Source organism: Kitasatospora sp. NPDC059803, from assembly GCF_042732255.1.
Lineage (GTDB): Bacteria > Actinomycetota > Actinomycetes > Streptomycetales > Streptomycetaceae > Kitasatospora.
Window position 1 is genome coordinate 1 of sequence record NZ_JBHWIJ010000212.1, and the last position, 15178, is coordinate 15178.

Genomic DNA, 15178 nt, shown 5'->3' on the forward strand with positions numbered 1-15178 from the left:
GTGAGCAGGCGCAGCGCCACCGGGTCGGGCAGCGGCGGGGCCCGCCCCCCGGGCGGCCCGGCCCCCCCGCCCGCCAGCCCGCGCGGGGCGAGCCCGGGCCGGTCGGGGCTCTCGCCCCGGCCGGCGGCGGGGGGGGCGGCGCGGCGGCCGGGCCGGACGCCGTCCGCCTCGGCCTGGCGGTCGGTGGTGCCGACCAGGCGCTCGCGGTGCGGGGCGACGGCCCGCGGCATCAGGATGTCGGCGTAGGCCGAGCCCGCGCCGACCGCCGGTGCGGCGGCCGCGGCCGCCTCCTCGCTCTCCTCGGCGACCTCTGCGGGCACCGGTTCGATCGGGGCGGGGCCGACGGCGAGGTCGCCGCGGAAGGCGGGGACCACGTCGAGCAGGCTGGTCAGGGAGTCCCTGGACTCGGCGGTGGCCTCGCGGGACTCGCGGACTTCGCGGGCGGACATGATGCGGTCGGCGGAGGGCCGGTCGATCATCGGGCGGGGCGGCCGGTCCTGGGGGAGCCGGGCGATCCGCGGGATGAACGGGAAGACCGACTCCTCCTCGCGCTCGACGTTCTCGCCGATCAGCGCGCGGGCCTCGTCGTCGTTGGGCTGGACCAGGCGCCGGGGCGGGTCGTACGTCCAGGAGGCGCTGCGGCCTTCGTCGTCGGCACGGTAGGCGAGGATGACCTCCCAGGTGCCGTCGTCGCGCCGCCAGGAGTCCCAGCGTTCGGTGTCCTTCTCGGCGCCGCGCAGCGCGAGCCGCTCGGCGACGGCCTCGCCGAGCTGGGGCCCGGTGGATTCGCCGTTGCGGCGGATGGCGGTCTTGCGGGCGCGTTCGGCCATGAAGGCGCGCTCGGCGAGGACCGGACCCTCGAAGCGGCGGACCCGGTCGACGGAGATGCCGGCGGCCTGGGCGACCTCCTCGGCGGAGGCACCGGCTCGTATCCGGGCCTGGATGTCCCGGGGCCGCAGATGGCTCTCGACCTCGATCTCGATCTGGCCGAGGCGCGGACGATCCCCGCGGATGGCGGCGCGCAGCCGCTCGTCGATGGGAAGGGTGTACTCCGTGCTGTCGGCAGCCTTGAGCACCAGCCGTGTGCCGTCGTTGCTGACGGCCACAACCCGCAGTTCGGGCACGGTTACCTCCCGGGTGGTGCCTGCCGACGTCACCTGCGTCGCTGCTCCCGTACTGAGTGTGGCCTGCCCACTCGCGACTGGCCACAACCTTGCTGAGTTCCCCGGCGTGTCGGGCATACGCCCGGTCACGCCGCTGTGGCACGGTTGCCTTTTTGCCACGCCATCCGTCGACGTCGCGCCTGGGTGCCCCGGCCGTCCTCGCACGCGGAGTGCTCGCGACGGTCCGGGACGGGCGTCGCCGTGCGTGCCTGTTCCGTGGCTCTTCGTCAAGCTGCCGGTGTGGGCGCAGTCGACAAGTCGACCCAAGGCTCAGGCTTTACGAACAGTACTCCATTCGTGGCATCCGAAGGGGCGGCTCGCCGCTCAAGTCTCCCGCGATTCACGGGAATCTCAAGAGTGCATGCCCCCAACGGCGGACCACCGGCGGGTGAACGGTGATCATCTTCACATATATCGGGGCCGGAGAACCGCATTTTCGTCCCTTGTGTCCTTCTTTGGGCAAGATGGAGTGACTTGTTCGAGGAACAGTCGTACGGACCGAGGGATGTTGATGCCGGAGCGGAGCCCCGCCGAGGAGGGCGGCAAGAAGGAGCGCAAGCGGATCGATCTGAGTGTGGCTCAGGTCGCGGCGAGTGCGCTGGCCACGGTGGTGGGGGCGCTGTTCGCCTCCGAACTCGGCGTGTACGGAACGATCCTGGGTGCGGCGGTGGTCAGTGTCGGGGCCACCACCGGCGGTGCGGTGTTCCAGCACATCTTCCGGCGTACCGGCGAGCAGCTGCGTGAGGCGGTGGTGGACCGGGGGCCCGGCCACGCCGTGAACGGGCTGCGCCAGGTGTCGGAGCGCCCGGTGGAGCCGGCGCCGTCGGCGATCTCCTCGGAGTGGAACGAGCCGCAGGTGGTCCGGGCGCGTCGGCGGTGGACCTGGAAGACCTACGCGGCCGTGTCGGGGCTGGTGTTCGTGGTGGCGATGACGCCGATCCTGGCGTTCGAACTGGCCACCGGGCAGCCGGTGTCGGCGACGGTGAAGGGCGAGTCGGGCAACGGCACCTCCTTCGGCGGCGTGGTGAGCCCGAAGTCCCCCTCCCCGCGGGAGGCGCCGCCGACGGAGCGGCCCTCCACCGGCGGCGGGCACGGCTCGGAGCCCTCGCCGTCCGGCGGTGCCTCGGCCCCGGCGACGACGCGGCCGAGCCGGGAGCCGAGTACGGGCCCGAGCACGAGCCCGAGCGGTGGGACCGGTGGGCACGGCGGCGGTACGGCCTCGCCCTCGGCGGGTCCGAGCGCGACGCCGTCGGCCGGTTCGTCGCCGACCGCGGACGGCGGGAAGCCCTCCGGCACCTCCGGCGGGGCGAGCCCGCAGCCGCCGGTGCCGAGCAACGCCCCCGCCTCCGTGGCCCCGCCGCAGCCCGCGGCGCCGACCCAGGGCGCCACCCCGTGATCAGGCGCCGAGGACCCGGCGCAGGTAGTCGTTGCCGAACACGCGTTGCGGGTCGACCTCGTCGCGCAGGGCGGTGAAGTCGCCGAAGTGCGGGTAGGCGCCGGACAGGTACTCGGCGTCCCGGGTGTGCAGCTTGCCCCAGTGCGGGCGGCCCTGGTGGGCGCACATCAGCTGTTCGACGCCGGTGAAGTAGCCCTGGTCGGCGGTGCCCCGGTAGAGGTGGACGGCGATGTAGGCGCTGTCCCGCCCGGAGGCGGTGGAGAGCCAGAGGTCGTCGGCGGGGGCGAAGCGCACCTCCACCGGGAAGCCGACCTTCCAGTCGGAGCGCTCGACCAGGGCCTTCAGTTCGCGCAGCACCCCGGCGACGGCCGCGCGCGGCACCGCGTACTCCATCTCCACGAAGCGCACCTTGCGCGGGCTGGTGAACACCCGGTGCGCGGTGTCGGTGTAGCTGCGGTCGGACCAGGCGCGGCTGGCCAGTGAGGCGATGGCGGGGATGCTGGCGGGGAAGCGCCGGCCGACCCGGCAGGCGCCCTCCCAGACGGTGTTGGAGAGGAAGTCGTCCTCCAGCCACTCCTTGAACCGGGGCAGCGGGGCGGCCGGGCCCTGGCTGCGGTTGTTGCGCTTGGTGGCGCAGCGGTCGGTGTGCGGGAACCAGTAGAACTCGAAGTGCTCGTTGACCGCGGTGAGGTCGTCCAGCCGTTCCAGCACCTCGTCGAAGGCCATCGGCTGCTCGTGCGCGGTGAGCAGGAAGGCCGGCTCGACGGCGAAGGTCAGGGCGGTGATCACGCCGAGGGCGCCGAGGCCGAGCCGGGCGCCCTGGAAGAGCCGGGGGTGTTCGGTGGGGGAGCAGCGCCGGACGCTGCCGTCGGCGAGGACGATCTCCAGGGCGCGGATCTGGGCGGCGAGCGAGCCGGAGTCGCGGCCGGTGCCGTGGGTGCCGGTGCTGGTGGCGCCGGCCACGGTCTGCACCTCGATGTCGCCCATGTTGGTGAGGGAGAGGCCCTCGGCGGCGAGGATCCGGTTGAGCCGGGCGAGCGGGAGGCCGGACTCGACGGTGATGGTGCCGGCCTCGCGGTCGATCTCGCGGACGGCGGTGAGCGCGTGCGGGCGGAGCAGGACGCCGTCGCCGGCGGAGGCGATCGAGGTGAAGGAGTGGCCGGAGCCGACGGCTTTGACGGTGCGGCCCTGTTCGGCGGCGCGCAGGATCTCCTTGGCCAGTTCCTCCGCGGTGCCGGGGGTGGCGGCCCGGGCGGGCCGGGCGCTCTGGTTCCCGGCCCAGTTGGTCCACCGGGTGGGGGTCGCGGTTCTGGCCTGGGGCATGGCGCCGCCTCCTGCTCCGTGGCCGACCGGGGTCGGCGCGGTCCGGGGCGGTGGGGGCCGCCCTACCCGCGGGTAGGCCCGCGGGTAGGGAGAGATTAGTCAGTTCACCGTTCGAGGTCTACGGTCTGTTCGGCCGCTTCGGCGGGCTCGTCGACGGCGAGTCCGGCGCGCAGCCGGCCCAGTCCGGCGAGCGCGGTGACCACGCCGAAGACCCCGGCGGTCAGGGGCACCCAGTAGCCCGCGGCGGAGCCGGCGGCGTCCACCACCCAGCCGCCGGCGGAGGAGCCGACGGCGACGCCGAGGGCGAGCCCGGTGGTCGTCCAGGTCATGCCCTCGGTCAGCTGGGCGGCCGGGACGAGCCGTTCGACCAGGGCCATCGCGGTGATCAGGGTGGGGGAGATGGCGATGCCCGCGATCAGCAGCGCGCCGCCGACCGCGATCAGCCCGCCGACTCCGCGCACCGACTCGGCGACCAGCAGCAGCGGCGCCATGCTGAGCGCCATGAACAGGACGCCGGCGAAGAAGCGGCCGGCCATCGAGCCGGTGAGCTTGAGCGTGCCGAACACCACGCCGGCCAGGCAGGAGCCGAGCGCCCACAGCGCGAGGATCACGCTGGCGATGGACTTGTGCCCCTGGGTTTCGGAGTAGGCGACGGTGACGACCTCGACCGAGCCGAAGATCGCGCCGGTGGCGACGAAGGTGAGGATCAGCACCTGGAGGCCGCGGTTGAGGATCACCGAGCCGCCGGCGTGCCGGGCGCCCGGGTGGACCGGCGGTTCGGTGGCGCGCTGTCCGGCGAAGAGCAGGACGCCGACGGCGAGGAAGACCCCGGCGAGCAGGACGCCGGCCTCGGGGAAGACGGAGGTGGCGAGGCCGATGGAGAGGATCGGGCCGACGATGAAGCAGACCTCGTCGACGACGGCCTCGAAGGAGTACGCGGTGTGCAGCTTGGGGGCGTCGTCGCGGTACAGGTGGGCCCAGCGGGCGCGGACCATCGCGCCGGTGCTCGGCATGACGCCCATGCCGGCCGCGAAGACGAAGAGCGTCCAGTCCGGCGCCTTGAACCGGGCGCACAGCAGCAGGCCGACCACGGCGACGATGGTGAGCGCCATGGCCGGGACGATTATTCGGCGCTGCCCGTGCCGGTCCACCAGCCGGGAGACCTGCGGGCCGAGCAGCGCGGCGGAGATCGCCAGGGTCGCCGACACCAGGCCCGCCACCCCGTAGGAGCCTCTCAGCTGGGAGAGCATGGTCACGATGCCGATGCCGGTCATGGAGATCGGCAGTCGGGAGACGAAGCCGGTGGAGGAGAAGGCCAGACTGCCGGGGGAGGCGAATATCTGGCGGTAGCTGGACAGCACGGGAGCTCCGCGGGGGTAAGGAACGAGGCTGGCGAACACAGCTTACGTACCTTGGCAAACAGTATTTTCCGGACATCCTCGCAGCCCCGACGGGGGTCTCCGGCCCCTCAATGGCAGGATCGGTGCCATGTCCGACGCGCGCAAACCCTCACCGTCCGGCGCCGCCCCGGCAGCGCCGCAGCCGTACGACGCCCTGCTGCTGCTCTCCTTCGGCGGGCCCGAGGCCCCCGAGGACGTCGTCCCGTTCCTGGAGAACGTGACCCGGGGCCGCGGCATCCCCAAGGAGCGGCTGAAGGAGGTCGGCAAGCACTACTTCCTGTTCGGCGGGGTCAGCCCGATCAACGAGCAGAACCGTGAACTGCTCGCCGCGCTGCGCAAGGACTTCGCCGAGCACGGCCTGGACCTGCCGGTCTACTGGGGCAACCGGAACTGGGCGCCCTACCTGGTGGACACCCTGCGCGAACTGGCCGCCGACGGTCACCGCCGCGTCGCCGTCCTCGCCACCAGCGCCTACGCCGGCTTCTCGGGCTGCCGCCAGTACCGGGAGAACCTGGCCGACGCGCTGGCCGCCCTCGCCGCGGAGGGCCTGCCCGAGCTGCGGGTCGACAAGCTGCGGCACTTCTACAACCACCCCGGGTTCGTCGAGCCGATGGTCGACGCCACCCTGGCCGCCCTGGCGCGGCTGCCCGAGGACGTCCGGGCCGGCGCCCGGCTGGCGTTCACCACCCACTCCATCCCGGACGCCATGGCCGAGACCTCCGGCGCCCCGGACGACCCGGCCCGCGGCCGCCCCGGCGGCGCGTACGTCGCCCAGCACCTGGACGTCGCCCGGCTGATCGCCGGGGCCGTCGCCGAACGCACCGGCGTCGCGGACCGGCCCTGGGAGCTGGTGTTCCAGAGCCGCAGCGGCGCCCCGCACACGCCGTGGCTGGAACCGGACATCTGCGACCACCTGGAGGCCCAGCACGCCGACGGCGCGCCCGCCGTGGTGATGGTCCCGATCGGCTTCGTCTCCGACCACATGGAGGTCAGGTACGACCTCGACACCGAGGCCGTCGCCAAGGCCGCCGAACTCGGCCTGCCGGTGGCCCGCGCCGCCACCGTCGGCGCCGACCCGCGGTTCACCGCCGCGGTGCGCGAACTGGTCCTGGAGCGGGCCGCCGCCGAGCGCGGCGAGCCGGTGACCCGCTGCGCCCTCGGCGCGCTCGGCCCCAGCCACGACGTGTGCGCGGTGGCCTGCTGCCCCAACCCGCGAGCCCCCCGCCCGGCCGCCGCCGAGCGCTGACCGCCCGTCCCGTTCCCCCCGGAGGAGAGACCCGTGCCCACCCCCGCCCTGCCCGACGACCGGCTCCTCGACGACCTGCTGGAGGTCGCCCTGGACGCGGCCCGGCAGGCCGGCGCCCTGCTGCGCGACGGCCGGCCCGCCGACCTCGGTGTGGCCGGCACCAAGAGCAGTCCGGTCGACGTGGTGACCGAGATGGACCTCGCCTCCGAGAAGCTCGTCCTGGAACTGATCACCGAGCGCCGCCCCGAGGACGGCTACCTCGGCGAGGAGGGCGCCGAGCGGCCCGGCACCAGCGGCGTGCGCTGGGTCGTCGACCCGCTCGACGGCACGGTCAACTACCTGTACGGGCTGCCCTCCTGGGCGGTCAGCGTGGCCGCCGAGCTGGACGGCCGGGCGGTCGTCGGCGTGGTGTACGCGCCAGCCCGCGGCGAGCTGTTCCACGCCGTCCTCGGGCGCGGCGCCCGGCTCGACGGCCGGCCGCTCTCCACCCGCCCGGCCCCGCCGTGGGGCCAGGCGCTGATCGGCACCGGCTTCAACTACGTCCAGTCGGTGCGGACCCGTCAGGCCGAGGTGCTGCTGTCCCTGATGCCCGAGGTGCGGGACATCCGCCGGGGCGGGGCCGCCGCGGTGGACCTGTGCGACGTCGCCGCCGGGCGGCTGGACGGCTACTACGAGCGCGGCCTCGCCCCCTGGGACCGCGCGGCCGGCTGCCTGATCGCCGCCGAGGCCGGGGCCCTGGTCGGCGGCCGCCCCGGGCACGGCCCGGATGGCGAGCTGACCGTGGCCGCCGCCCCGGGCGTGTACCAGCCGCTGCAGGAGCGGCTGGCCGCGCTGCGCGCCTGGGCGGACTGAGGACGCGTCCTCAGTCCTGGACAGCGAAGAGCCCTGGCATACGGGGGATGCCAGGGCCTGGGGTTTTCGCACGACCCCCGCAGGGTCGCTGGTGCCGGAGGTCCGGCGTCGGGTCGGAAGGTCGGGTGGATCAGGCGGCGGTGCGGTGGCGCTCCAGCACGGTGTCCACGCCGTGCTCGGCGGCGAGCCGGCGGAGGTCGTCCAGCTCGGACTGCTCCACCTCGGCGAGGAACTCGTCCCCGGCCTCGATCGCGCGGTGCAGATCCTGCTCGGCGTTGGCTATGCGCTGCAGGATTCCGGCCTTGAAGGCGTCCATACGGGCCCCCTTACTGTGTCGGACGTGCACGGTCGTACGTTCTCCGCCCCGAGGAGGTGTGGCCAGCGGCAGCGCCCCGTCCGGCAGGTCGTGGATCTCCGGTCGAGCGCGGAGACGGCCTTCGGCCGCTCCCGGTGACGTCCCAGCCCCAGGGCCGGCGCGGATGAACGCACGGCGGGTGGGTGCGATCGGCCAACAGCCAGATCGCGGGTGTGAAGCTGTCCTCCCCGCCGGGGGGATGGGGAAACCTTCCGGCCCGAGAAAGTTGCCTGTGTCACAGTCCAACCGGACTGGTCCCGACACGAACGGTCATCACCCGCTGCCAACGCTCCGTGCCTGGGCGGCAGCTTATCGCTGCTTTACCGGCGGACCAGGCAGGATGGAGGCACCGTCGGAGCCGCGCGTCCGCTTCCGGGGCCGGCCTGGAGAAGGGACAACGATCGTGCGGGTTCTCGTCGTCGAGGACGAGCAGTTGCTCGCCGAGGCTGTCGCCACCGGCCTGCGCCGCGAGGCGATGGCCGTCGACGTGGTGTACGACGGGGAGGCCGCGCTCCAGCGCATCGCGGTCAACGACTACGACGTCGTGGTCCTGGACCGCGACCTCCCGCTGGTCCACGGCGACGACGTCTGCCGCAAGGTGGTCGAACAGGGCCTGGCCACCCGGGTGATCATGCTGACCGCCTCCGGCGACATCAGCGACCGGGTCGAGGGCCTGGAGATCGGCGCGGACGACTACCTTCCGAAGCCGTTCGCCTTCAGCGAACTCGTCGCCCGGGTAAGGGCGCTGGGCCGCCGCGCGACCGTCCCGCTGCCCCCGGTGCTGGAGCGGGCCGGCATCTCGCTCGACCCGGGCCGCCGCGAGGTGATCCGCGAGGGCCGCACCGTCCAGCTCGCCCCCAAGGAGTTCGCCGTCCTGGAGGTGCTGATGCGGGCCGGCGGCGCCGTCGTCTCCGCCGAGCAGCTGCTGGAGAAGGCCTGGGACGAGCACACCGACCCGTTCACCAACGTCGTGCGCGTCACCGTGATGACGCTGCGCCGCAAGCTCGGCGACCCGCCGGTGATCGTCACCGTCCCGGGCTCCGGCTACCGGATCTGACCGGACCCGCCGGACCACCTGACCGGATCCGAGCGGACCGGACCGGATCCGTTCGCCGGACCCGGCCGGACTCCACCCACCCCGCGCCCGCCCCGGCGGACGCCCCGAGAGGACCATCATGACCACCCCGCCCCCGGCCGGCGGGCCCTCCGGCGCGCCCGCCGGCGGCCCGCGCGCCGTACCGCCCAAGCCCCAGCACCCCCCGCGCGCGCCCCAGCCCGGTCGCTACACCCCCGGCGACGGCATGCTCGCCTGGCTGCCCTTCCGGCCGACCATCCGGATGCGGCTCACCCTGCTCTACGGCGGCATGTTCCTGATGGCCGGCGTGGTCCTGCTGCTGCTGATGTACGTGTTCTTCCAGGACGCCGTGAACAACCTGGCGCCGCGCACGTTCCAGTTCGACGGCAGCCTGCGGGTCAACGGCGTCCCGATGAACAGCGCGCAGTTCAACCAGGAGCAGGCCGGCGACTACCTGCTGCGCTCCAACTCGGCGCTCAACACCCTGCTGCGCAAGTCGCTCACGATGCTGGTCTGCCTCGCCGTGATCGCCTTCGCGGCCGGCTACGCGCTGGCCGGCCGGGTGCTGCGCCCGCTCGGCCGGATCACCCGCACCGCCCGCGACGTCGCCTCCTCCGACCTGCACCGGCGGATCGAGCTGGACGGGCCGGACGACGAGCTCAAGGAACTCGCCGACACCTTCGATGACATGCTGGACCGGCTCGACCGGTCCTTCGACTCCCAGCGCCGCTTCGTCGCCAACGCCTCGCACGAACTGCGCACCCCGCTGGCGATCAACCGCACCCTGCTGGAGGTCCAGCTCTCCGACCCGGCCGCCTCGCCCGACCTCCAGCAGCTCGGCAAGACCCTGCTGGCCACCAACGAGCGCAGCGAACAGCTGGTGGAGGGCCTGCTGCTGCTCGCCCGCAGCGAGAACGAGCTGACCGACCGCCGCCCGGTGGAGCTCTCCGAGGTGGCCACCCGCGCCCTGGAGCAGACCAGGGCCGAGGCGGACCGGCGCGAGGTCGAGCTGCGCTCCAAGCTCGCTCCGGCCGTGGTCGCGGGCAACGGCGTGCTGCTGGAGCGGCTGGCGCTCAACCTGCTGCAGAACGCCGTCCGGTACAACACCCCCGGCGGCTGGGTCGAGCTGGCCACCGCCGAGGTGCCCGGCGGCGGCGAGCTGGTGGTGTCCAACACCGGCCCGGTGGTGCCCGGCTACGAGCTGGAGCACATCTTCGAGCCGTTCCGCCGGGTCAAGGGCGCCGACCGCACCCGCAGCGACAAGGGGGTCGGGCTCGGCCTGTCCATCGTCCGCTCGGTGGTGCGCGCCCACGGTGGCACCATCGAGGCCACTGCGCGCGCCGGTGGCGGCCTCACCATGCGGGTCCGGATCCCCAACCCCTGACCCCGCTCGCCGGGCCCCTCCCGGCCCCGCCGCGCCCTCCCCGCCGCCGCGCTCCGTAAGCGACCGTTCACCGCCGCCCCCGTCAGGCCCGTCAAGACGACATAAGGCCTGGCGGGGGCGGCTTGTCATTTCCTGCCCGAGCAACTTACGGTGTCGTAACCTACGGAACCGTAAGTGCGTCCGCAGACGTGCCCGCCCAACGCGCCCGTCCCGCGCGTGCCGTCCCCCAGGAGCAAGACCGTGACCATCGCCCCTGTGCAGAGCAGCGCCTCCCTCGGATCGACCGGCTGGACCGACGCCCGGCTGATCCTGGCCCTCGAAGAGGTCGTGGAGAAGGAGCTCAACCGCCACCTCGCCGTGGCCAAGGAGTGGATGCCGCACGAGTTCGTGCCGTGGAGCCAGGGCCGCGACTTCGACGGGGTGCTGGGCGGCGACGCCTGGGCCGTCGAGCAGTCCCAGGTGACGCCGCTCGGCCGGGTGTCGCTGGTGGTGAACCTGCTGACCGAGGACAACCTCCCCAGCTACCACCACGAGATCGCCAGCATGTTCGGCCGCGAGGGCGCCTGGGGCACCTGGGTGCACCGCTGGACCGCCGAGGAGGGCCGGCACGGGATAGCCATTCGCGACTTCCTGCTCGCCACCCGGGCCGTCGACCCGGTGGAGCTGGAGCGGGCCCGGATGAGCCACATGTCCGAGGGCTTCGAGTCCGACAACGCGCACAGCATGCTGCAGTCCGTCGCGTACGTGGCCTTCCAGGAGCTCGCCACCCGCATCTCGCACCGCAACACCGGCAAGTACGCCGGCGACCCGCTCTGCGACCAGCTGCTGGCGAAGATCGCCAACGACGAGAACCTCCACATGGTCTTCTACCGGAACCTGCTGAAGGCCGCCCTGGAGATCGCCCCCGACCAGGCCATGCGGGCCGTGGCCGACGTGGTCACCGACTTCCGGATGCCCGGCCACGGCATCCCCGGCTTCGAGCGGGCCGCCGCGCAGATCGCCCTCGGCGGGGTCTACAACCTGCGCATCCACCACGACGACGTGCTGCAGCCGGTGCTGCGCCACCTGCGCGTGATGGAGATCGGCGGCCTCGGCCCGGAGGGCCAGCTGGCGCAGAACGAGCTCGGCGTCTTCCTGGACGGGCTGGACGGCCAGGCGCGTAAGTTCGAGGAGCGCCAGGCCGCGATCCTGGCCCGCCGGGCCGCGCGCAGGAGCGCCGACTAGGGTGTTCGGCGGAGCAGTCGAAGTGGGTGGATTTTCCGTGGTTTGCCCTGGAAGATTCTGAACGTGACCAAGCTCACATCGTGTCGCTCCGTGACTTCACCCGACCTCGGAGAGTGATCATCCGAGCTGGGGTGCCGATCGCAGTCCGTGACCGGATTTCGGGTCAGTACCCGGCCGGATGATTGGTCGGCACCCCAGGTGGGCAAGGGAATGGACGAGCGTCAGCGCGGCCCGTGCTCACTGTGAGTGGCCGCCGAGCGGATGCTGGAGGAGGCTGGCGATGGCCCAGCGTGAGGCCTCCCGCAGCCTGGTGGATCACCCCAATGGACCCCTGGCTGAGTGTCGATTGAGTAACAGGGCTTGAAGTAAGGCAAAATCTCCGCCTCGGGTCGGGCACAAGACCGACCCCCCATGCGTTACGTGCGCTGGAGATACCGCACACACCGCACAAACCCGGAGGGGGAGAGCGAACAATGGCAACGGACTACGACACCCCACGCAAGACCGACGACGAGCTCAACGAAGACAGCATCGAGGAACTCAAGGCTCGGCGGAACGACAAGGGCGGCGGCTCTGTCGACGTCGACGAGTTCGACGCGGCCGAGGGCATGGAGCTCCCGGGCGCAGACCTCTCGAACGAGGAGCTCGCGGTCCGGGTGCTGCCGAAGCAGGCCGACGAGTTCACCTGCATGAGCTGCTTCCTGGTGCACCACCGCAGTCAGCTGTACAGCGAGAAGAACGGCAACCCGATCTGCCGGGACTGCGGCGCCTGAGCACCGCGGCGGACAGGGCCCGGCACCCGCGGCTTCCGCGGGGCCGGCACAGCGCCCCTTCCGGCCCCGGGCAGCGGGGCCGGACGGCAGGTCCGGGAGTCGTCCTGACGGACGGCACCGGGAGGACGGAGTCGGCCATGAGCACGTCGGCCGGCACAAAGTCGTAGGGACGGTCCCGCATCAGCGGAACCGTCCCTCTCCGTTTTTCGGGCCTGTGCGCGTCCGGGGCTGCCCCCTGGCGTGCGCGGGTCCCTCCGCCAGGTGCTCTGTCCGGCACGATCGGCCGGAGAGCCCCTGGGCGCGGGTGCCTAGGTGCGGGCGCCGCGACGGGCCTCCTCCAGCGCCTCCGCCAGCTTCATCGGCGAGCGGGTCGACAGGTAGAGGTAGGGCGTCGGGTCGGACGGGTCGGTCACCTCGATCCGCAGCGCCGTCGGGACGTAGCTGCGCAGCAGCATGAAGGCGCGCGGGTTGGCCTTCGGCCCGCGCCAGGCCACCGCCTCGGCGGGGCTCAGCGGGTGCGCGGTGCCCAGGGCGTCCACCGGGATCCGGGCCGGCCCGGCCACCAGTGAGCCCTGCACCACGCGGATCCGGACCGAGCCGTAGCTGCTGATCGCGACCGCGCCGGCGGCGATGCCGACCACCAGCCCGACCAGCGCGGCCAGACCGCCGACCCGCAGCAGGATCAGGGCGAGCGTGAGCCCGGTCGCGACCGGGAGCAGCCACCAGGAGCGCGGCACCGTGAGGCGTTCGTCGTACATGCCCCCATTGTGGGCGCCCTGACGCCGGCACCGGGACGCCACCCCCACCGGCCGCGCGCCTACCCCTGGGTAGGCTGGGGCCCCGTGACCGGTTCGACCACCCCCACCGCCCCCGCCGACCGGCCGGCGCCCGCGCTGCCGCCGTCCCCGACCACCCCGCCGCCGGACGCCGTACTGCCGCCGCGCGCCCCCGAGGCGCCCGCCCCCGGCACCCGGCTCGGCTCCCACTACGAGCACTGCTTCGGCTGCGGACCGCAACACCCCGGCGGGCTGCGGATCGACGCGGTCGCCGGCGAGGGACTCGACGTCACCGCCGAGTTCGCCGTCCGGGACGTCCACCAGGGCGGCCCGGGCCTGGCCCACGGCGGAGTGCTGACCACCGCCATGGACGAGACCCTCGGCACGCTCAACTGGCTGCTGCACGCCCCCGCCGTCACCGGCCGGCTGGAGACCGACTTCCTCTGCCCCGTCCCGGTCGACTCGGTGCTGCACCTGCGCGCCTGGGTCACCGGCGTCCACGGCCGCAAGATCTACAGCGCCGCCGAGGCGCGCATCGGCGGCCCCGACGGACCGGTCGCGGTGCGTGCGCAGGCGCTCTTCATCCAGGTGAAGCTGGAACACTTCACCACGCACGGTCGTCCCGAGGACATCGAGAAGGTCCTCGACGACCCGGATCTGATGAAGCGCGCACGAGCCTTTGAGGTGAACCCTTGAGCAACACCCCCCGCCCGCCGCTGGACGTCCTGATCAGGCGCATCGACCCCGAGTTGCCGCTGCCCGCCTACGCGCAGCCCGGCGACGCGGGAGCCGATCTGCGCACCGCCGTGGACGCCGAGCTGGCCCCCGGTGAGCGGGCCGTCCTGCCCACCGGCATCGCGATCGCCCTCCCGGACGGCTACGCGGCCTTCGTCCACCCCCGCTCCGGGCTGGCAGCTCGTTGCGGAGTTGCCCTCGTGAACGCCCCGGGGACGGTCGATGCCGGGTACCGTGGAGAGATCAAGGTGATCGTCGTCAATCTGGACCCGCGCGAGGGGGTCAGCTTCCGCCGAGGGGACCGGATCGCCCAGCTGGTGATCCAGCAGGTCGAGAAGGCCCGTTTCCACGAGGTGGCCGAGCTGCCTGGGTCGGCACGTGCCGAGGGCGGGTTCGGGTCGACCGGCGGCCACGCCGCGGTCTAGCATTCCCGCGGCCTCGCAGGAAGCCGAGCAGGTATTCGCATCGGTCTTGGACCGGGAAGGACAGTGACCGTGTTCCGTCGTCGCCAGAAGAGCGAGGACGCTGTCGAGCAGCTCGCCGACGACGCCATCAGCGCCGACGAGACGGCCGATGACGTCGAAGGTTCCGCCGAGAGCGAGAACGTGACCGAGCTGGACCCGTCCGACAAGGTCGGCCTGCCGCCGGCCCCGCGGCCGGACGGTCCGTGGGACCACTCCGAGCTGGAGAACCCCGAGGAGGGGCGCGTGGACCTCGGGGGTCTGCTGGTCCCCGGTGTCGAGGGCATGGAGCTGCGGGTGGAGGTCGCCGGTGACGCGATCGTCGCCGCGACCCTGGTCCTCGGCAACAGCGCCATCCAGCTGCAGGCCTTCGCCGCTCCCAAGTCGGAGGGCATCTGGGGGGAGGTCCGTGAGGAGATCGCCAACGGCATCACCGCGCAGGGCGGCCTCATCGAGGAGGAGGAGGGCCCGCTCGGCTGGCACCTCCGCGCGCAGGTTCCGGTGCAGCTGCCGGACGGCACCCAGGGCGTACAGCTGGTGCGCTTCGTCGGTTGCGACGGCCCGCGCTGGTTCCTGCGCGGTGTGATCTCGGGCCAGGCCGCCGTGCAGCCGGAAATGGCCGGGATCCTGGAGCAGGTCTTCCAGCAGACGGTCGTCGTCCGGGGCGAGAGCCCGATGGCGCCCCGCGACCCGATCGTGCTGAAGCTCCCCGAGGACGCCCAGATGGTCGCCGACGGCGGCGGTGCGGCTGCGGCTGCGGCCGGCGAGGGCGACAATCGTTTCGGCGGCGCGGCCCTCGACCCGTTCGCCCGCGGTCCGGAGATCACCGAGGTCCGCTGACCTGGTCCGTGTCGCACTGATCGCCCCTGCCCGGGACCCCGGGCGGGGGCGATTTGCATGTGGCGGGCCTGTCCCCGTACAGTTCCGGAGTCGCCGCGAGAGAGCGGGGGCAAGCGGAAAGCGAATTCCGATGAATGAAACTCCGGAAAACGGAGCGGAAAACATCTGATAAGCT

14 protein-coding genes and 1 pseudogene are annotated in these 15178 nt (G+C 73.0%); 10 read left to right on the forward strand and 5 right to left on the reverse strand.

All coding sequences use genetic code 11. From position 1 onward, the window contains the following. Nucleotides 1–1157: septation protein SepH (gene sepH, locus ACFV6I_RS27830; RefSeq protein WP_380428273.1), on the reverse strand; the 1157-nt coding region annotated here is incomplete at its 3' end. Nucleotides 1158–1674: 517 nt separating this feature from the next. Here sepH and ACFV6I_RS27835 point away from each other — a divergent pair. Continuing rightward, a complete protein-coding gene (locus ACFV6I_RS27835) occupies nt 1675–2559 on the forward strand; it encodes a hypothetical protein (protein WP_380428274.1) in 885 nt (294 codons plus the stop codon). On the opposite strand, the gene ACFV6I_RS27840 is transcribed toward ACFV6I_RS27835, so the two are convergent. Beyond that, nucleotides 2560–3882: a D-arabinono-1,4-lactone oxidase gene (locus ACFV6I_RS27840; RefSeq protein ID WP_380428275.1), complete on the reverse strand. Its 1323-nt coding sequence runs from the start codon at nt 3880–3882 to the stop codon at nt 2560–2562. It lies immediately after the preceding gene. Nucleotides 3883–3986: 104 nt separating this feature from the next. Next, the gene (locus tag ACFV6I_RS27845; protein WP_063349381.1) at nt 3987–5243 is read right to left on the reverse strand and encodes an MFS transporter; all 1257 of its coding nucleotides are present in this window, start codon (nt 5241–5243) and stop codon (nt 3987–3989) included. 127 nt (nt 5244–5370) lie between these two features. Between ACFV6I_RS27845 and ACFV6I_RS27850 the strand changes: the two genes are divergently transcribed. Together ACFV6I_RS27850 and ACFV6I_RS27855 are read left to right on the forward strand one after the other, a co-directional pair. Then, the gene (locus ACFV6I_RS27850) at nt 5371–6528 is read left to right on the forward strand and encodes a ferrochelatase (RefSeq protein WP_380428276.1); all 1158 of its coding nucleotides are present in this window, start codon (nt 5371–5373) and stop codon (nt 6526–6528) included. A 33-nt stretch (nt 6529–6561) separates the two neighbouring features. Further along, a complete protein-coding gene (locus ACFV6I_RS27855; RefSeq protein ID WP_063349383.1) occupies nt 6562–7380 on the forward strand; it encodes an inositol monophosphatase family protein in 819 nt (272 codons plus the stop codon). Nucleotides 7381–7510: 130 nt separating this feature from the next. Here the strand turns inward: ACFV6I_RS27855 and ACFV6I_RS27860 are convergent, their stop codons facing one another. Then, nucleotides 7511–7696, reverse strand: coding sequence for a hypothetical protein (locus ACFV6I_RS27860; protein ID WP_030057688.1), 186 nt, complete (start codon nt 7694–7696; stop codon nt 7511–7513). Between the two features lie 442 nt (nt 7697–8138). Here ACFV6I_RS27860 and ACFV6I_RS27865 point away from each other — a divergent pair, with 442 nt between their 5' ends. The 4 genes from ACFV6I_RS27865 to ACFV6I_RS27880 all read left to right on the forward strand — a co-directional run bounded on the left by ACFV6I_RS27865 (nt 8139) and on the right by ACFV6I_RS27880 (nt 12191). Continuing rightward, nucleotides 8139–8792, forward strand: a complete 654-nt coding sequence (locus tag ACFV6I_RS27865) for a response regulator transcription factor (RefSeq protein WP_063349384.1) — start codon at nt 8139–8141, stop codon at nt 8790–8792. Between the two features lie 118 nt (nt 8793–8910). Continuing rightward, entirely contained in the window at nt 8911–10194 is a 1284-nt protein-coding gene (locus tag ACFV6I_RS27870; RefSeq protein ID WP_063349385.1) for a cell wall metabolism sensor histidine kinase WalK, read from the forward strand. A gap of 240 nt (nt 10195–10434) precedes the next feature. Further along, nucleotides 10435–11418, forward strand: a complete 984-nt coding sequence (locus ACFV6I_RS27875) for an acyl-ACP desaturase (protein ID WP_063349386.1) — start codon at nt 10435–10437, stop codon at nt 11416–11418. Between the two features lie 473 nt (nt 11419–11891). Then, complete coding sequence (locus ACFV6I_RS27880) at nt 11892–12191, forward strand: DUF4193 domain-containing protein (protein WP_030057692.1); 300 nt, start codon at nt 11892–11894, stop codon at nt 12189–12191. Nucleotides 12192–12499: 308 nt separating this feature from the next. Here ACFV6I_RS27880 and ACFV6I_RS27885 read toward each other — a convergent pair whose 3' ends face one another. Then, nucleotides 12500–12949: a DUF3093 domain-containing protein gene (locus ACFV6I_RS27885; RefSeq protein ID WP_063349387.1), complete on the reverse strand. Its 450-nt coding sequence runs from the start codon at nt 12947–12949 to the stop codon at nt 12500–12502. A gap of 135 nt (nt 12950–13084) precedes the next feature. Between ACFV6I_RS27885 and ACFV6I_RS27890 the strand changes: the two genes are divergently transcribed. From ACFV6I_RS27890 to ACFV6I_RS27900, 3 genes and pseudogenes are all read left to right on the forward strand, one after another. After that, nucleotides 13085–13663: a PaaI family thioesterase gene (locus tag ACFV6I_RS27890; RefSeq protein WP_063351415.1), complete on the forward strand. Its 579-nt coding sequence runs from the start codon at nt 13085–13087 to the stop codon at nt 13661–13663. Next, nucleotides 13660–14194, forward strand: a pseudogene (gene dut / locus ACFV6I_RS27895) (dUTP diphosphatase). The gene ACFV6I_RS27890 and the pseudogene dut overlap by 4 nt, the downstream one beginning before the upstream one ends. Before the next feature lie 2 nt (nt 14195–14196). Beyond that, complete coding sequence (locus ACFV6I_RS27900; protein ID WP_363374242.1) at nt 14197–15003, forward strand: DUF3710 domain-containing protein; 807 nt, start codon at nt 14197–14199, stop codon at nt 15001–15003. The last annotated feature ends 175 nt before the right edge of the window (nt 15004–15178 follow it).